19 protein-coding genes are annotated in these 17318 nt (G+C 64.1%); 10 read left to right on the top strand and 9 right to left on the bottom strand.

Features of this window, described 5'->3' with window-relative positions; all coding sequences use genetic code 11:
- Position 1: 1 nt before the first annotated feature.
- Positions 2-1057 (top strand): dihydrodipicolinate synthase family protein, encoded by a 1056-nt coding sequence (locus AC0L3S_RS02520; protein ID WP_473277987.1) that lies wholly within the window; start codon positions 2-4, stop codon positions 1055-1057.
- Positions 1045-1836, top strand: a complete 792-nt coding sequence (locus AC0L3S_RS02515) for an ABC transporter ATP-binding protein (RefSeq protein WP_473277986.1) — start codon at positions 1045-1047, stop codon at positions 1834-1836. Before AC0L3S_RS02520 ends, AC0L3S_RS02515 begins: the two co-directional genes overlap by 13 nt.
- Before the next feature lie 132 nt (positions 1837-1968).
- On the opposite strand, the gene AC0L3S_RS02510 is transcribed toward AC0L3S_RS02515, so the two are convergent.
- The 3 genes from AC0L3S_RS02510 to AC0L3S_RS02500 all read right to left on the bottom strand — a co-directional run bounded on the left by AC0L3S_RS02510 (position 1969) and on the right by AC0L3S_RS02500 (position 4509).
- Positions 1969-3060, bottom strand: a complete 1092-nt coding sequence (locus AC0L3S_RS02510; protein WP_027569765.1) for a TRAP transporter substrate-binding protein — start codon at positions 3058-3060, stop codon at positions 1969-1971.
- Between the two features lie 145 nt (positions 3061-3205).
- On the bottom strand, positions 3206-3463 hold the full coding sequence (locus AC0L3S_RS02505) for a hypothetical protein (RefSeq protein WP_007609546.1): 258 nt from the start codon (positions 3461-3463) through the stop codon (positions 3206-3208).
- Between the two features lie 95 nt (positions 3464-3558).
- Complete coding sequence (locus AC0L3S_RS02500) at positions 3559-4509, bottom strand: DUF2778 domain-containing protein (RefSeq protein WP_473257036.1); 951 nt, start codon at positions 4507-4509, stop codon at positions 3559-3561.
- 211 nt (positions 4510-4720) lie between these two features.
- On the opposite strand from AC0L3S_RS02500, the gene AC0L3S_RS02495 reads away from it, so the two are divergent.
- Positions 4721-5161: a DUF1810 domain-containing protein gene (locus AC0L3S_RS02495; RefSeq protein WP_473277985.1), complete on the top strand. Its 441-nt coding sequence runs from the start codon at positions 4721-4723 to the stop codon at positions 5159-5161.
- 97 nt (positions 5162-5258) lie between these two features.
- Positions 5259-7340, top strand: coding sequence for a methyl-accepting chemotaxis protein (locus tag AC0L3S_RS02490; protein ID WP_473277984.1), 2082 nt, complete (start codon positions 5259-5261; stop codon positions 7338-7340).
- A gap of 5 nt (positions 7341-7345) precedes the next feature.
- Here the strand turns inward: AC0L3S_RS02490 and AC0L3S_RS02485 are convergent, their stop codons facing one another.
- Entirely contained in the window at positions 7346-7936 is a 591-nt protein-coding gene (locus AC0L3S_RS02485) for an NADPH-dependent FMN reductase (RefSeq protein WP_473277983.1), read from the bottom strand.
- A gap of 51 nt (positions 7937-7987) precedes the next feature.
- The gene (locus AC0L3S_RS02480) at positions 7988-8935 is read right to left on the bottom strand and encodes an AraC family transcriptional regulator (RefSeq protein ID WP_473257040.1); all 948 of its coding nucleotides are present in this window, start codon (positions 8933-8935) and stop codon (positions 7988-7990) included.
- Positions 8936-9236: 301 nt separating this feature from the next.
- Between AC0L3S_RS02480 and AC0L3S_RS02475 the strand changes: the two genes are divergently transcribed.
- From AC0L3S_RS02475 to AC0L3S_RS02465, 3 genes are read left to right on the top strand one after another with little or no spacing between them, the layout of a single operon-like run.
- Complete coding sequence (locus AC0L3S_RS02475) at positions 9237-10343, top strand: DUF2336 domain-containing protein (RefSeq protein WP_473257042.1); 1107 nt, start codon at positions 9237-9239, stop codon at positions 10341-10343.
- Positions 10340-10654, top strand: coding sequence for a PilZ domain-containing protein (locus AC0L3S_RS02470; protein WP_354054974.1), 315 nt, complete (start codon positions 10340-10342; stop codon positions 10652-10654). The genes AC0L3S_RS02475 and AC0L3S_RS02470 overlap by 4 nt, the downstream gene beginning before the upstream one ends.
- A gap of 48 nt (positions 10655-10702) precedes the next feature.
- Positions 10703-11824 carry an HD-GYP domain-containing protein gene (locus AC0L3S_RS02465; RefSeq protein ID WP_473257043.1) on the top strand — a complete coding sequence of 374 codons (1122 nt, stop codon included), beginning with the start codon at positions 10703-10705 and terminating at the stop codon, positions 11822-11824.
- Positions 11825-11850: 26 nt separating this feature from the next.
- On the opposite strand, the gene AC0L3S_RS02460 is transcribed toward AC0L3S_RS02465, so the two are convergent.
- Positions 11851-12054 carry a hypothetical protein gene (locus tag AC0L3S_RS02460; protein WP_007591770.1) on the bottom strand — a complete coding sequence of 68 codons (204 nt, stop codon included), beginning with the start codon at positions 12052-12054 and terminating at the stop codon, positions 11851-11853.
- Between the two features lie 133 nt (positions 12055-12187).
- Positions 12188-12865: a nitroreductase gene (locus AC0L3S_RS02455; protein WP_456764590.1), complete on the bottom strand. Its 678-nt coding sequence runs from the start codon at positions 12863-12865 to the stop codon at positions 12188-12190.
- Positions 12866-12996: 131 nt separating this feature from the next.
- Between AC0L3S_RS02455 and AC0L3S_RS02450 the strand changes: the two genes are divergently transcribed.
- Positions 12997-13959, top strand: a complete 963-nt coding sequence (locus AC0L3S_RS02450) for an alpha/beta hydrolase (RefSeq protein ID WP_473277982.1) — start codon at positions 12997-12999, stop codon at positions 13957-13959.
- A gap of 4 nt (positions 13960-13963) precedes the next feature.
- Here AC0L3S_RS02450 and AC0L3S_RS02445 read toward each other — a convergent pair whose 3' ends face one another.
- The gene (locus tag AC0L3S_RS02445) at positions 13964-14431 is read right to left on the bottom strand and encodes a cupin domain-containing protein (RefSeq protein ID WP_473277981.1); all 468 of its coding nucleotides are present in this window, start codon (positions 14429-14431) and stop codon (positions 13964-13966) included.
- Between the two features lie 204 nt (positions 14432-14635).
- Between AC0L3S_RS02445 and AC0L3S_RS02440 the strand changes: the two genes are divergently transcribed.
- Both AC0L3S_RS02440 and AC0L3S_RS02435 read left to right on the top strand, forming a co-directional pair.
- Positions 14636-14884: a hypothetical protein gene (locus AC0L3S_RS02440; protein WP_035962662.1), complete on the top strand. Its 249-nt coding sequence runs from the start codon at positions 14636-14638 to the stop codon at positions 14882-14884.
- A gap of 262 nt (positions 14885-15146) precedes the next feature.
- On the top strand, positions 15147-16223 hold the full coding sequence (locus AC0L3S_RS02435) for a type II asparaginase (protein WP_473277980.1): 1077 nt from the start codon (positions 15147-15149) through the stop codon (positions 16221-16223).
- Between the two features lie 171 nt (positions 16224-16394).
- On the opposite strand, the gene AC0L3S_RS02430 is transcribed toward AC0L3S_RS02435, so the two are convergent.
- Positions 16395-17270 carry an MBL fold metallo-hydrolase gene (locus AC0L3S_RS02430; RefSeq protein WP_473277979.1) on the bottom strand — a complete coding sequence of 292 codons (876 nt, stop codon included), beginning with the start codon at positions 17268-17270 and terminating at the stop codon, positions 16395-16397.
- Positions 17271-17318 lie beyond the last annotated feature (48 nt).

Genomic DNA, 17318 nt, shown 5'->3' with positions numbered 1-17318 from the left:
CATGCACCACAGCCAGATCAACAGCGAAATCCGTAAGCTGATCGCCGACGGCACCGTGCTGCCGGCGCATCCCCTCGCGCTCACCGCCGAACGCCAGCTCGACAAAACGCATCAGCGCGCGTTGACGCGCTATTACATCGACGCCGGCTCCGGCGGCCTTGCGGTCGGCGTGCACACCACGCAGTTCGCGATCCGCGATGTCGGCCTCTATCGTCCCGTGCTGGAGCTCGCTGCCGAGACGGCGGCGAACTGGACCAAGCGTCCGCTGGCGCTGGTCGCGGGCCTCGCCGGTCCGACCAGGCAGGCCACCACTGAAGCCCGCACCGCGCGCGACATCGGCTATCACGCAGGGCTCCTCAGCCTCGCCGCGATGAAGGGCGCGTCGGAAGACGACATCATCGCGCATTGCGCAGCGGTCGCAGCCGAAATTCCGGTGGTCGGCTTCTACCTTCAGCCGGCAGTGGGCGGCGTGCTCCTGTCTAGCCGGTTCTGGCAGCGCTTTGCTTCGATCGACAATGTCATCGCGATCAAGATCGCGCCGTTCAACCGCTACCGGACCCTCGATGTTCTGCGCGGCGTCGCGGCAGCCGGCGCGCTCGACCGCGTCGCGCTCTACACCGGCAATGACGACCACATCCTGCTCGATTTGATGCTGCCGTTCGACCTGCGCGACAACGGAATCACCACGCGCACTTATTTCAAGGGCGGCCTGCTCGGCCACTGGTCGGTCTGGACCGCGAGCGCGATCAAACAGTTCGAGCGCTGCAAGGCGGCACGGAACAAGGACAGCGTCCCGGCCGATTTGCTCGCGCTCGATGCCCGCGTCACCGATTGCAACAGCGCCTTCTTCGACGTCGCCAACGATTTTCACGGCTGCATCGCCGGCTGCCACGAGATACTGCGACGGCAAGGCCTGATGCAGGGCCTGTGGTGCCTCGATCCGAACGAGAGCCTGAGCCCCGGCCAGAAGGACGAGATCGAGCGCGTCTACCGCGAGCATTCCGACCTCAGCGACGACGCGTTCGTGGCCGCAAACTTGAATAAATGGCTGGCATGAGCTCGAGCCCCTTCATCAGCCTGCAAGGCGTCCGCAAGGTCTACCGCAGCGGCGGAGCCGAATTCCTGGCAGTGTCCGACGTCACGATGGAGGTGCAGGAGGGTGAGCTGGTCTCGCTGGTCGGCCCGTCCGGATGCGGCAAGACCACGGTGATGAAGATTTTGGCCGGCCTGCACGGCGCCGACGGCGGCACGGTGAAGATCGGCAATGCCAAAAGCCCGTTCGATCCGACCCGAGACATCGGCATGGTGTTCCAGCAGGCGCTGCTCCTGAAATGGCGTACCATCCTGGACAACGTGCTGTTGCCGGCGGAGATCGTCGGCCTTCCGATGAAGGCCGCGCGCGAGCGGGCACGCGATCTGCTCAATCTGGTGGGACTTGCCGGCTACGAGCAGAAATATCCGCGAGAGCTGTCCGGCGGCATGCAGCAGCGCACCGCGATCGCGCGCGCCTTCATTCACGACCCGAAACTGATCCTGATGGACGAGCCGTTCGGCGCGCTCGACGCCTTGACGCGCGAGCAGATGAATCTGGAGATGCTGCGGATCTGGCGCGAGAGCGGCAAGACCATCATCTTCATCACGCACTCGATCCAGGAGGCCGTGTTCCTGTCCTCGCACTGCGCCGTGCTGACGGCAGGCCCGGCAAAGATGGCCGATTATTTCCCGATCGATCTGCCCTTCCCGCGGGCTCTGCCGCTCAAGACGACGGACGCGTTCGGCGCCTATGCGCGGCGGATTTACGAGAAGCTGGGTTTGGGCGCGGCGGAAGGCGCCTGATGAATCCGTAGCCCGGATGGAGCGCAGCGCAATCCGGGAAAATCTATCGATAGCAAAGACCCCGGATTACGCTTGCGCTCCATCCAGGCTACGAAAGCCGGGCGCGGCGTGAGCACCGCGCCCCTCTTGCGATCAGGTCTTGTTGCGCATCTTGCCGAGCAGATAATTGTCGTAAAAATTCTCCGCGATCTGCGTGTAGAACAGCAGCTCTTTCATATAGGCGTCGTGGCTTTCCTTGGTGCGCTTGAACAGGTCGCTCTTGGTGGCGAGCTCGTTCAGATGCTCCTGGGTCGCGGCGTAGCAGGCCTCCAGCACCGGCTGCGGAAACGCCTTCAGCTCCGCGCCATTGGCGATCAGCCGCTTCAGCGCCGCCGGATTGACGCTGTCGTATTTCTCGAGCATCCAGGCGCCCGCGGCCGAGGCGGCCTGGTTGACGATCGCCTGGTACTGCTTCGGCAGTGAAGCCCACTTCTCGTCGTTGACGATCATGTGCAGCATGGCGCCGCCTTCCCACCAGCCCGGGAAGTAGTAGTATTTGGCGACCTTCTGGAAGCCGAGCTTTTCGTCGTCATAGGGACCGACGAATTCGACCGCGTCGATCGTGCCCTTCTCCAGCGCCGGATAGATGTCGCCGCCCGCGATCTGCTGCGGCACCACGCCGAGCCGCGCCAACACATGGCCGCCCATGCCGGCGATGCGGAATTTCAGACCCTTGAGATCGTCGACGGTCTTGATCTCCTTGCGGAACCAGCCGCCCATCTGGGTGCCGGAATTGCCGCAGAGGATGGCGTGCGCCTTGAACGGCTTCAGCGCCTCGTTGGTCAAATCGGCGCCGCCGCCGAAGTGCCACCAGGACTCCTGATGGCGATGGTTCATGCCGAACGGCGCGCCGGTCGCATAGGCCAGCGCCGGCTCCTTGCCGATGTAGAAATAGAGCGGGGTCTGCGCCATGTCGACAGAGGCTGTGCTGACCGCATCCAGCGCCTGCAGGCCGGGGACGAGCTCGCCGGCCGCAAAGGTCTGAATCTGGAATTTGTTGTCGGTGGCCTCGGCAACATATTTCGCAAAAGTCTGCGCGGTGCCGTAGATGGTGTCCAGCGACTTCGGGAAGCTCGAGGTCAGACGCCATTTGATCTCGGGCGCGCCTTGCGCAATCGCAGGTGCGGCAACCAGCGTCGTCGCACCAGCGACCGCGCCGCCCTTGAGGAATGTACGGCGTTTCATGATGGGTCTCTCCCTGAAGTATGTTTCAACGTATCGGCTTGAGGCAACGATCTTCGTGGGCCATTGCCAGTTCCTATAGCGGAATTCAAGTCGTGAGCGGTAGCCCGGAGGGAGCGCCGCAACCCCGGCTTACGCCGTGTTGCTCTCAGAGCAGCTTTGCGCTGACGAACAGCGCGCGCACGGCGTTGGTCGCCTGCACGACGAGCATGGCGTTCTCGGCGGCGCCTTCGAGCGCTGCGACCGCGTCTTCATGCAGCGAGCGGAATTCCATCCACTCGACCGATTTGAAATTGGTGAGGAATTGATAGGCCTGGCCGACGGTCGCAATCGCCAGCGTGTCGCCGTTCAGCTTGATCTTGAACGTCGTGCGCAGCGGGGTCTCGGAACTTTGCGGATCACTCACTTTGCGGATCACTCATGGGCTGCTTCTGGACGATGACGGCTCAAGGAAGGGAAAACGGCAGCCCCGCCGCGGCAGGCAAATATCAGGAGCAGATATCAGGACTCGGTGCTCGCCCGCTGCGAGGCGGTCGCCGACGGGGTCAGCCTGGGCACCACGACCAGACGGTTGAACTCACCATTGTCGTAGGCCTTCATGAAACGATCATAGTCCTTGATCGAAACGCAGCCGTTGGAGTCGCCACGAGGCCCGAGCATGTAATTGTGGGTGAGCAGGCCGACGCGGCCGAGCGCGCTGGTCCCCTCGGTGGGCGTCAAGCGCAGCGCGCGGACGCCGTGAAACAGTTTTTCGCGCGGCTTCAGGTCGTAGGTCGCGGGCGGGGTCGCGCCAACCATGCGCTGGTCGACGTGCTCCGGGTCGTCCATCAGCGCGCCCATGCCGGAATGCGCTTCCAGCGCGAGGCCGCTCGGCAGGTAAAGCGCCTTGGCCGAGATGTCATAGACCGCGGTGCGCGAATCGTAACCGAGCGCGGCGAGATCCGGCGCCTTGCCGAACAGGCCGCTGTCAGGCGTCAGCGAGGCCAGCTTGATCTTGTCGGTGAATTTTTCGAAGAAGTTGCGGTTGTCGACCCTCGGGTTGGTCTCGGCATAAGCCTGGCTGGAAGCAATCTGGGCCGAGAAGTCCGCCTGCGGCGGGCGCGAGCGCGGCATCGGGATGGCGTCGGCACGCTGCGCAAGTCTTGCCTCCTCGGACATGTGCCGGTCGTCGTCGGTCAGGGTCGAGCGCCAGTCGTCACCCTGGAGCTTCTGGGCGAGCATCGCCTTGGCGTCGCGCAATTTGAGCTGTACTGCACTCACCGCGGAGCGCTCCAGCGTCCGTAAGCCGAGCTCGCGGGCGGGCGGACTGCTCGAAGCAGAAGCGAAACGATCATCGAATGAAGGCGCATTGGCCGGCGGCAGCGCGGCGGTGACCAGCGAGCCCGAACCGCCGATATCCGCGACCCAGGCGGCAGCGCCCAGGGCCAGGGCGACGGCGGCCAGAGACAGCAATATCGCCTCGGCTCGCCCAATACGGCGGCGCGACAATAGCCTCTCGGCTTGTGCCCGGTCGGAAACCATCAGCTCCCCAAAATCGATCCCCGGGGGGACCCACCCCCACCCGAAGATTCTATACCAGCTACCACATTGGGAGCCAAAAGTTAGGCATAATCGCGGCCGGCAAGGCTCCGGCAAGCCATTCCAGGGTATCCTAAGGTATCCAATGACCGATCCTTTCGACCTCAAACGCTTTGTCCGGGCCCAGGACCCGGTCTACCGCGACATCCAGGGGGAGCTGACCCGGGGCCGAAAGCAGAGCCACTGGATGTGGTTCATCTTCCCGCAGGTCGCCGGCCTCGGCTTCAGCGCCATGTCGCAGCGCTACGCCATCGCCTCCCGCGCCGAGGCCAAGGCCTATCTCGCCCACCCCATCCTCGGTCCGCGCCTGATCGAATGCACCCGCCTCGTGCTTGCCATCGAGGGTCGGACCATCAACGCCATCCTCGGCGCGCCCGATGACGCCAAATTCCGCTCGTCGATGACGCTGTTCGACGCGGTGTCCGACGAACCCGTTTTCGACGAGGCGCTCGTCCGGTACTTTTCCGGCGATCGCGATCAGGCAACGCTCGATATCCTCGCCGCCCTCGACCGCAAGGCCAGGTGACCGCGGCCACCGGCGGCCACCAGCGTAAACCCGGGATTAACATCGCCTGCCTATTGTCCGTGCAAATAATTTCCCGCGCCAGTTGCCGGACAGAATCATGAAAATCGGTACGCTCCTGACCACCGCCATCGTCTCGCTCTCGACCGTGGGCGGCGGCCTCGCCGTCTACGTCGCCGTGACGAAATACCACACGATGGAGCGGATCACCGAAGCCCAGGGGCGGCTGGCGATCGTCCGCGCCGTCAGCGACATCCCGCGCTACCTCAATCCCGAGCGCGGCTTTTCCACCAACATCCTCTATGGCCCTCCCGCCGTCGACCCGGCGCTGCTTGCCGAGCAGGGCAAGCTGCGCAAGCAGACCGATGCCGCCCGCGACACGATGAACGCGCTGCGCAAGGACCTGCCCGGCCCGTTCGACGACGGCAACACCATCGGCGGCAACATCGACGCCATCAATTCGAAGTTCACCGCGCTGCGCGAGGCCATCGACAAGGCGATGTCGGGCCCGCCGGAGGCGCGCAAGGACGCGGCCAAGAAGATCGTCGCCGACAACGCCGTGCTCAACGCCAGCGTGACTGCGCTGCTCAACGAGCAGGTCCGCCGCATGGCGATCCTCAATGGCGACGCCTACCGGCAGGCCAGCTACGCCAATATCGCCATGACATTGCGCGACGTCGGCGGCTTCAACTCCAGCCTGCACAAGAACCTCGTCGGGGGCAAGAAACCGGCGACCGACACCGAGAAGGCCGAGATCAGCCGCTCGCAGGGCCGCAACGACCAGATCGTGATGTCGCTGCTGGAGTTGCGCGGCAATCCCGCAACGCCGGCGAACGTTGCCGCCGCGCTGGAGAAATTCAACGCGATCTACATCGAAGAGTTCGGCCGCGAGCTCAAGCTGGTGAAGGAGGGTGCGGTCAGCGGCAAGTACGAACACGACATGGACACCTATTACACCGCTACGCAGCGCGGCCTCAGCACCATCATCGAGGTCCGCGACGCCTTTTACGACAACGCCGAGCAGATTCTCGCAGGTGCTTCCACTGCGGCCCACACCAGCTTCACCATCGCACTCGCGGGCCTCCTCGCTGTGCTGATCGCCAGCGCCGGCCTCATCGTCACGGTCCGCCGCCGGGTCTGCGCTCCGATCGTCAACCTGACGACGCGGATGTCGCGGCTTGCCGAGGGCGAGGTCGCGGAAGGGATTCCCGGCGCCGAGCGTTCCGATGAAATCGGTGCCATGGCCGCGGCCGTGCGGGTCTTCAAGGACAACATGATCCGGGCCGACAGCCTTGCGGCCGAGAAGCAGGCCGAGAACGACGGCAAGATGCGCCGCGCCCAGGCGCTCGACGGGATCACCCGCGCGTTCGAAGCCAAGGTCACCGAGCTCGTCGGCGGATTGTCGAAAGCCTCCTCCACCATGGAAAGCACGGCGCAGTCGATGACCTCGACGGCGGCCCAGACCAACAGCCAGGCCGCGGTCGTCGCCGCCGCCTCACAGCAAACATCGAGCAACGTGCAGACCGTCGCGAGCGCCACCGAAGAGCTGACCTCTTCGATCTCGGAGATCGGCCGTCAAGTGGCCCAGTCCACCGAGATCGCCGCCCGCGCCGTCGACAACGCCCGCCGCACTGGCGACACCGCCCGTGCGCTGGCCGAGGGCGCGCAGAAGATCGGCGACGTCGTCACGCTGATCCAGAGCATCGCCGAGCAGACCAATTTGCTGGCGTTGAACGCGACCATCGAGGCTGCCCGCGCCGGCGATGCCGGCCGCGGCTTTGCGGTGGTTGCTGCCGAGGTGAAATCGCTGGCGGGCCAGACCGCCAAGGCCACCACCGAAATCTCCGAGCAGATTTCGGCGATCCAGGCCGCGAGCGACGAGACCGTCACCGCGATCCGTAACGTCGCCGACGTGATCGGCGAAATCGACCAGATCGGCACCGCGATTGCGGCCGCGATCGAGGAACAGGGCTCGGCGACCAAGGAGATCGCCCGCAGCGTCCAGGAGGCCGCGCGCGGCACCCAGGAGGTCAACACCAACATATCAGGCGTGCAGCGCGCCGTCGACGATACCGGTACGGCCGCGCGGGAGGTGCTGGGCGCGGCCGAGCAGCTCTCGACCCAGTCACGCGATCTCGCCGGACAGTTCGATCGCTTCCTCGGTGAGGTCAGGGCCGCGTAAGGCGCTCAATACGGCGGCGCCTTGCGCGCCCGCTGCGCCTTGGCCGCCTCGATCCACCATGCGAGATCGTCGGCGAAACGCGGGAACGAGCGTTCCAGCGCCTTGCCGCCCTCGCCGATCGGTTCGCCCGCCTCCGACAGTGTCTGTGCGATCGGGCCGACGCCGATGGTGCTCGACACCACCACCATGCCCATCTCCGACAACGTGCCATGCCAGGCGGTCGAGGCACGCGCGCCGGACAGGCGGCCGGCCGAGTAGCTCACGATCGCGGCTGGACGCCAGAACCACTCCTCGAGGAAGTGGTCGGTGAGATTCTTCAGGCCGGGCTGAATGCCCCAATTGTATTCGCCGGTGACGAAGACGAAACCATCGGCGCCGCGGATCTCTCCCGCCAGCTTCTCCAGCGCCTCGGGTGCGGAGCCCTTGGGATATTCCTTGTACATGCGATCGAGCATCGGCAGGCCGATCGCCTTGGCGTCGATGAACACGACCTCGTCGCCGCGGGCGCGCAGGCGATCGATGACGAAATTCGCGAGGCGGATGCCCATGCGGTCGGAACGGTAGGAACCGTAGAGGAGGAGGATGCGATTGCTCATGACCGGTAGTATAGCACGGATCATCAAGACCGGCCTCAACGTTTTGACGCACTAGGTTCGCCGTCCGCATTCAAGCGTTTGCGACGGTGTCTCGCCGAACTGGTCGCGATAGCTTCTGGAGAAGTCGCCGAGATGCCAGAAGCCGAACGCCAGCGCGACGGCCTTGACGCTGTCGGCACCGGCGAGCAGCCGCTGGCGCACCAGCCACAGCCGGCGCAGGCGCAAGTAGCGGTGCAGGCTCATGCCGCGATAGCGGCGGACGACGTCGTGCATGGTGCGAACGGACAGGCCGAGCGTGCGCGCGATCTCGTCGCTGTAGATGGGCTGCGAGAGGTCGTCGGAAAGCAGCGCGCGGATGTCCTGAAAGACCTTGAAGTTCCGCTCGTCATTGGGGCGCAGGGTCCATCGCGCAGGAACGATGCTTTCGAAAATTGCGTCCACAGCGCCGAGCAGGGTCTCCCTCATGGCGGCAGCCTTCAGCGGCACGTCGGGCGCATCGACCGGCTCTGAAGCGGCTGCCAACACCTCCCGAACCACACCGCGGAGCCGGTTCAAGCCCGCGGCGGTCGTTTCGAAGATGTTGAAGCAGAGGGCTGCTTGTGGCCAGCCGCGATCTGTCACCTCCGGCCTGAACACCACCGAGGCGATTTGCCGCTGCACCTCCTCGATGGTGGTGTAAGCCGCGCCGCTGCTGCCGATGACGATGACGGGTCGTGTGCGCTGCGTGCCGTTGAATCGAACCGGCACGTCCAAATCGTCCATCGTGAATCCGATCGCGGTGCAATTCTCGACGAGTTGTGCGTCGACCACCCGCGGAAATGCCCGCGTCAGATTCACGTCGCAGCCGGGCAGCGACAGAATGGTCTGCTCGGCCGAAATCCTCCGGACGAAAGGCGTGAACTCGAAGTTCAGGCCTCGTATGGCACTTCGAAATTCATCGACGTCGGTGAAACGAAATACCTTCGGCGCCAGCGTCGGCGCATCATCAGTTCTGTTCATGGCAATGTGAAACTTCGCGTCGCAACAAACGCGCGTCCGGCGAGGATGCCGGCCCAACTTCCCCGTTCCGGTGTCCCTTAAGTCTGAAAGAATCACTTCGCACTATGTTGCCCAGTTGGCGAGCGGCGAAGTCCAAGGACAAGCCGGCGCATCAAATCTCGCCAATTTTCGATAGCGTTTTCCGTGTATCCAGCGGTGCACATATACCTAGACGAGCAAAATCCAAATTTCAAATTAACGTCTGTCGAGCGGAATAGGCGCAGTTCGATAGTCCAAATTAATTTTAGGTCAGGCCCCTGCCATGATGGCAAATTCGCCTGCTGATGTTCTTGCTGAATTGGAAGAGACGGTCGCAACCTGCCCGGCGGAGCGTTGCGCACGCATTCTCTCCGGCATGGTGCAGTTGCTCACTGGCAGCCGCGACCAGTGCCGGGAATTGCTCAGCAACGTGGTCGATGGTGTTCTGCTGCGATTGACGGAACGAGTCGAGACCAGCGCACTGGTTCAGCTCAGCACGGCGCTCGCCGAGCTTGACATCGCGCCTCCCGAAACATTGTGGCGTCTCGCCTCGCACGATAATCCGGACGTGGCATGTCCTGTGTTGCTCAAGTCGCGCGCACTTTCCGCGGCAGATCTCGAGGCTGTCATTGACTCCCGTGGCGAGTTGCATCGACGCGCAATCGCCGCCCGCAGCGACATCGCGCCGGCCGTGACCGAAGCGTTGATCAAGCACGGCGGCCCGATCTGCCTTGCCCTGATCAAGAACCCGGGAACGAAATTCTCCGACGCAGCCTATGCAGCGCTGATTGCCAAGGCCGACCAGGACGGCGAGATCGCGAAGGCGCTGGCGCTCCGGCCCGGCACGCCCGACCTGGTCGTGCGCAAGCTGCTCTCCGCCCCACCAATGCGGCAGGCACCGGCGACGCCCAACCCATCCGCCGCGGCGCCGGTGCCGGAAGCGGAGCCGGCTCCGCCAAAGCGGCCTTGCCGGGCCGAGTATGCAAGCGCGAGGCCGGAGATCGTCATCCTCAACCGCATCGGCAAGCTCAACGATTCCACGGTGAACCGTTTTGCGATCCGCGGCGAGACGGCCAACCTGTTCACGGCGCTGTCGGTGCTTTCAGGGGCGCCGCTCGAAATCATCGAGCATGTCGTGAGCGACGACGATTGCGAGGGGCTGGTCATGGCGTGCCGGGCCTCGCGGCTGAACTGGCAGACCACCCTGACCATCCTGAGCAACCGCAGCGGGAAAAGGCTCTCCTATGCCGGGCGCGAGCGCGCGCAACGGATCTTCGAGACGCTGCTTCTGTCCACCAGCCAATGGACAGTGCGATGGGGGGAAATAGCCGCAAGCGCCAACACGAGCGATCCGGCAAATCGCGGCGCGAAGATGGGGGTTAGCCGATGAAGTTCGACGGTCGCAAAGCGCAGCGCGTGAAAATGGATCACAAGCAGCCGGTCAATCTGATGGGCTCCGACGGCACGTGGCGGCGCAGTTGCGTTCTGCTCGACATATCGCAAAGCGGTGCGAAGATCGAAGTCGAGGGCACGCTCGATGTTCTGCGGGCCAAGGAATTCTTCCTGCTGCTGTCGTCGACGGGGCTCGCCTACCGGCGCTGCGAATTGGTCTGGATCGACGGCACCACGGCCGGCGTGCACTTCGTCACCGTAGACGGCAAGAGGAAACCGGCAGCCGCCGCTGCCGCTCAGAGCAAATAGGCCCAAGGACTCATCAGCCCCATCCACTCAGCATAATTCAGGTCAACCGTGCAGAACGCGCGAATTATATCCCGCCCCGTCAAAGGCAACGGCGGCATCCGAGAGAAGGAAGCGGCACGCCCGTTCGTGCATGTGCTGGCTGATTCCTCAGACAAATTATCGAGCATCTGTTCGATCCTCGAGCAGCAGTTTGCCGTCGCAGGCGAACGGCTCGACGCGGAAGCCAAGCTGTCCCAGGTGCCGTTCGCGATCGTCATCCGTGCGGAATTGCGTGATGTCCGCACCATTGCGGCCATCAAGAAACGAGCCGTAAAGCTCGCGAAGGCAACGAAGCGCATCTTCCTGGTCGAGCACGCCTCTCACATGAGTATCTCGCAGGCCTACGCGCTCGGGGCCACGCTCGTCCTTCCCGGGACGATCGACAAGATCAAGCTGCTGGCAGCGCTTGCTGATCCCGCCGAAGAGGCGTCTGGTTCCTCAGGTCACGCGGCGCAGTCGGACAATGCAGTCGAGACCGCGGCGACCGCGATCGCGTCGATGTTCACCTCGGTGACATCAGGCCAGCCGATCGACATCAACGGCGCCAGAGAAGCCGGCCGCCAGATCGCCGATCGCATCAGCCAGCATGGCCTGTCGGAATGGCTCACGGCGGTGCGGCGCCATCACGAGGGGACCTATCAGCATTGTCTCCTCGTCACCGGCGTCACCATCGACTTCGGCCTGAGCCTCGGCGTCGGCAGGCCCGATCTGGAGCGCCTGTATACGGCGGCCATGTTCCACGACATCGGCAAGGCCCGGATCCCTCTTGCCATCCTCGACAAGCCCGGCCGTCTCGATCCGGAGGAACGTGCCATGATCGAGACTCACCCGGCAGCGGGCTACGATTTTCTGAAAGACCAAGACGATATCTCGCCGGAGATCCTCGATGCCGTGCGGCATCATCACGAATATCTCGACGGCAGCGGCTATCCGGATGCGCTCGGGGCCGAGAGCATTGGCGACATCGTGCGGATTCTCACGATCTCGGACATCTTCGCGGCCCTGATCGAATATCGGCATTACAAGCCGACGCTGCCACGCGGCGAGGCCTATGAGATCCTATGCGGGATGAGCGGAAAGTTGGAGAAGGCGCTGCTGACCGCGTTCAGGCAGGTCGCTCTCACGAGATGAGCGCAGCAATCCGTCTCGACCCCAGTCTAGTGCGCGGCGCGATGTCTGGTGCGGCGCGGAACGGTCCGGCAGGCGAGCCCTTCGGCCAGCAGCTTCATGTCCTCGTGCCGGCCGCTACGGATCATCCGGCCGAACTCTTCGGGTGTGAAAGGAAGACTTGGATCATCATCGATCGGACGCCGCACTCGCGGGCCGAAGAACCGTCGAACCAGGCTAGCGAGCCGCCGCATGTCAATTCCCTCGCGCCAGCATCAAACCTTTCAGTCCGTACATTGTTCCTCCTGCACGATAGAGATTGCAAGAGGCCGCCAAGGGGTCCGCACCAAAAAAATTCCGGCGAGAGAATAATCTCCTCTGCCTGCGTTACTCGGCGAATCCGACGTAGCGCACGAAATCGTCGTTGCCCTCGCGATCGGAGCGAACGGCGTTCGCGGCAAAGTTGTCGTCGGGATAGCCCATCGCGACGCAGGTCATGATCACCTCGTCCTCCGGAATGTTTGCGACCTCGCGCACGATGTCGGAACGCATGATGCCCTGCCCGTTGATCACAGAACCGAGACCGCGGTCCCAGGCCGCGAGCACGATTCCGTAGCAGAGCGCGCCCAGATCGAAATGGCAGACCGCGCCGGGATCGAGCACGCGGTCATAGGTCAAGACGAGCGAGACCGGCGCGTCGAACTGGCGGAAGCCGCGCAGCACCCAGTCCTGGCGCATCGGCTTGTCGTCGCGCGCGATTCCCATCGCGCCGAACAGTTTCTTGGCGACGTCGACTTGCCGGGTCCGGTGCACGCCCTGGTACTCCCCGTGGCTGACGATGTCGCGCTTGACCTTGGCGCCGGCAACCATTTCCTCCATGTTGCGTCGGCGCAGCTGTTCCAGCGGACTGCCTGTGAGCACGTGGACATGCCAGGGCTGGGTGTTCATCGACGACGGCGCACGCTTGGCGCTGTCGATGATCGCCTCGATCACCGCGCGCGGCACCGGCTCGTTCCTGAAGCCGCGCACGCTGCGGCGCGACTGGACCAGCGTTTCGAATTCCACCTCAAGACCTCCCTGCCCGTTCATCCCACGGCATTGCATTCCCCGGCATCGCCACATGCGAGCGGTTGCCGATGCGGCGCGCAATATCTATGCTAACCCGCAAGCAAGACCAAGAACCGTGTGAGGATTCCATGGCCGCACCGCTCGATCCAGTCATCGCCCAGATCATTCCGCTGCTGCCGATGCGCGATCACACGACGATGACGCCACAGAGCGCCCGCGATTCCTTGCGCGCACTGGCTGCCTCGCGCGCGGCCATACCGCCGCCGCCGGTCGACATCGTCGCGGATATCAAGGTGAAAGGCGGCGCCGGACCGCTCGATGCACGGGTCTACCGGGTCGGCACCACGCCCGCACCGACCGTGGTGTTCTTCCATGGTGGCGGCTGGGTCGCGGGCGACCTCGAGACCCACGACCGGCAGGCACGCAATCTTGCGATCGAGACCGGCGCAGTCGTCGTCTCCGTCGACTATCGTCGCCCGCCCGAAACGCGCTTTCCCGGCGCGTTCGAGGACGCCTTTGCCGCGGTCAGCGACGTGTTTGGCCGCGTCGCGGAATTTGGCGGCGATGCAAAACGCCTGGGCGTCGCCGGCGACAGCGCCGGCGGCAATCTCGCCGCCACCACCGCGATCGCCTGCCGCGACGCCGGCATCAAGCTCGCCGCGCAACTCCTGGTCTATCCCGTCACCGACGTCCTTGGGAGTTATGCGGACGCGCGCGAGAACGCACGCTTCCCCTCGCGCGCCGAGAATGCCGAAGGCTACTTCCTCTCCCGCGCCGTGATGGAGTGGTTCTGCGGTCATTATCTCGCCGATCCCTCGGACGCGACCGACTGGCGCGTTTCGCCGCTGCGCGCGACTTCGCTTGCCGGCGTCGCGCCCGCGATCGTCACCACCGCCTGGTTCGATCCCCTCCGCGACGAGGGCACGGCCTATGCACGGGCGCTGGAAGTCGCCGGTGTGCCGGTAAAGCACCATGAAGGCCCCAGCCTGATCCACGGCTATTTCGGCCTCGGCGACGCCTCCGAGGTGGCGCGCGCCGAAGCGCAGCGCGCACGCGCGGACTTCAAGGCGCTTCTCGCGCGCGGCGTATGAGCGGCTAGGTGCTCCCCGCCCGTTGCGCGTCGGTGTGCCCCCACGTCTGGTCCCAATCCTGACCGGCGGCATCGACGACGCGGCCGTCGGCTTCGAAGAACTTGTTCGGCACCTGAAAGATCGCCAGGATCAGGGCGCCCTCCGGGCACCAGGCAGCATGCCGGCTGCCCGCCTCGCGCCAGATGAATTCGCCGGCCTTGCAGGCAATCCCCTTGGCCGGCCCCTCGTTGTCGACGAGAGCGCCCTCGATGACATAACTCTGCTCGACGCCGACATGCTCGTGATCGGGCAGCACCGATCCCGGCGCAAAGCGCATCAAGGCCGTCATCAGACCGCTGCTGCCATCGAACAGCAGTGTCTTGGCCTCGCAGCCGGGAAAGCGCGTCTTCTGCCATTCCATGTCTTGCGGCCGAACCAGGTGAGAATGCCGGTCAGAAGCGGCATCCGGCATGTTCGCAATCAGGGTCTCCATCACGATGCTCCCTTCGGCTATACTCGCCCGAAGCTAGCAGGATCGCCCGTCCCGGTCAGCGAGCAGTGCAGCAGGCGGTGGGCCCCGTCGCACCCGCGCTCGGAAAATCGCCAGGAAGACCGGGCGGCAGGCGATCATCCAGCTTGATTGCGCCACGATTCCCGGCTCCAATCCGCGCGCCATTTCTGGTTTAGGGAGACAATCATGATGAAGCGAATTTTCCTGGCTGCGATCGTTGCCACGTTTGCGGCGGGTTCGGCCTTCGCGGAAGACACCTGCGAAAGCAAGGCCGTCGGCAAGGACGGCAAGGCCCTTGCTGGCGCCGCCAAGACCTCGTTCATGAAAAAGTGCAAGGCCGACGCCTGCGCGCCCAAGGCCGTCAGCGCCGAGGGCAAGCCGCTCGCCGGCGCCGCCAAGAACAGCTTTATGAAGAAGTGCGAAGTCGGCGCCTGACCGCTGCGATTTTGGTGCTCATTTAGCGAGCAACGGTTCCACAAACTCGTCATGCCCGGGCTTGTCCCGGGCATCCACGTTTTTGTTTCCAAATAACAGAGGCAAAGACCGTTTGCCTCTTCTCGCACGCGCCGAGCGCGCACAGCAAAATCGTCGCCACCCTAGACAGAGTGCCTCGGCTAGCGGAACATGCAGCGCTGAGCGAACCGGGGCGCACCAACGAGTCTTCCAGCAAAGGGTGGTCGAGATGTTGCAGTTTCGAGTGCGTGATTACACGATGGCGGCAATGAGCTTGCTCTTCGCTCTGCTCATCGGACTTGAAGCCGCGAACGCGCGGGGCCCGGGACTGCCCAACGTCATGGTGCTCGCAACCGGCGGCACGATCGCCGGCAGCGGGGCGAGCAGCACCACCGTGGTGGGTTACACCGCAGCCACCGTGGGCATAGAGACCCTCCTGAACGCCGTTCCCGAACTGAAAACGGTGGCTAACGTCAAGGGCGAGCAGGTCTTCCAGATCGCCAGCGAGAACATGAATAATGACTACTGGCTCAAGCTTGCCAAGCGCGTGAACACGCTGCTCGCGCAGGACGACGTCGATGGCATTGTGATCACGCACGGGACCGATACGATCGAGGAAACCAGCTATTTTCTGGACCTCGTCGTCAAGAGCAAGAAACCTGTCGTCGTCGTCGGCGCGATGCGGCCGTCGACGGCGATCAGCGCGGATGGGCCGATCAACCTCTTCAATGCGGTGATCCTCGCGGGCAGTGACGAGGCCGTCGGCAAGGGCGTGCTCGTCGCTCTCAACGATCAGATCAACGCGGCCCGCGATGTCACCAAGAACAACACTTCGACGGCGGACACCTTCCGCACGCCTGAACTCGGCTTTCTCGGCTACATGCAGGGCAACAAGCCGTACTTCTATCGTCAATCGACGCGCCGGCACACGGCAGACTCCGAATTCGACGTCTCCAGCCTCGATGTCCTGCCGCAAGTCGACATCGTCTACGGCTACGCCAACATGAACCGGGTTGCGATCGACGCGTTTGTCGCCGCCGGGGCCAAGGGGATCGTGCATGCCGGCGTCGGAGACGGCAGCCTGGCTCGTCCCGCGGTCGAGCCGGCGCTCGACGAGGCCCGCAAGAAGGGTGTCGTGATCGTGCGCAGCAGCCGGGTCGGCAACGGCATCGTCGCGCGCAACGGCGAGGCCAAGGACGACGAGCACGACTTCGTCGTCTCGGATACGCTCAATCCTCAAAAGGCGCGTATTCTGCTGATGCTGGCGCTGACCAGGACGACCGACACGAAGGAAATCCAGCGGATGTTCTACACGTACTAGACCGTCGGACGTACGGTCGCTCCACGAACTCGTCATGCCCGGGCTTGTCCCGCCTGCGAGGCCGAAGCCTCTTCGGCGAGGCGAAGGCCCGGGCATCCACGGCCTTGTTTCCGTGTAGCAAAGGTCGTGGATGACCGGGACAAGCCCGGCCATGACGGCGAGGCGGTCGCCCTACTCCCGCTTGAAACGGTAATCAAAGGCGGCGCCGAGCGGCTTGATCAGCCCGACCGTCGGCGCCGGAAAATGGACAGGCAAGATCAGCGTGTCGGTGTCGGCGACGGAAGCAAAGAACTTTCGCCGCGACACCGCCGACTGCTTCGCATCCCAATCCGGCTTGGCCGACCAGTCCGGCTCGCGGCACTGGATCTGGTGATGCATGAGATCGCCAGCGACCACCGCGCGGCGCCCCTTCGAGAAGATGTTCACGCAGCAATGGTAGGGCGAATGCCCCGGCGTCGGCGTCAGCGTGACGGTGTCGTCGAGCGCGTAGTCGTCATCGACCAATAGCGCTTGGCCTGCTTCGACGATCGGCAGGCAATTGTCGCGGAACACGGTACCGGGCGGATTGCCGCCCTTGGCATGCTCGGCCTCCCAGGCCGCATATTCACCCTTGTGGAAGACGTATTTCGCATTGGGAAACGTCGGCACCCAGCGGCCGTCGCGCAAGGTCGTATTCCAGCCGGTGTGGTCGATATGAAGATGCGTGCAGAAGACGTAGTCGATCTGCTCGAAAGGGATGCCCAGCGCGAACAGCTCGTTGCGCCAGCGCTCCTTGCCCGGAAAATCGAACGGCGGCGGATGGCCCTTGTCCTCGCCGGTGCAGGTATCGACCAGAATGGTGTAGCGCGGCGTGCGCACCACGAAGGTCTGATAGGTGATCACCATCATGCCGCGCGCGGCGTCGAACACCTCAGGCTCCATCGTCGGCAGATGATGCCTGAACACGGCCTCGTCATAAGCCGGGAAAAAATCCTGCGGCCGCCGCCACGGCCCCTCCCGCTCGATCACCGCATCGATGGTGATGTCGCCGATGCGCAGCTGCTTCATGGCTGTTTCGCTCCCCTTTTGGAAGGAGCGTAGCGGGCCGCAGCAACG

Source organism: Bradyrhizobium sp. Ken01 (genome assembly GCF_055807355.1).
This window is presented reverse-complemented; position numbering and strand designations above follow the sequence as displayed.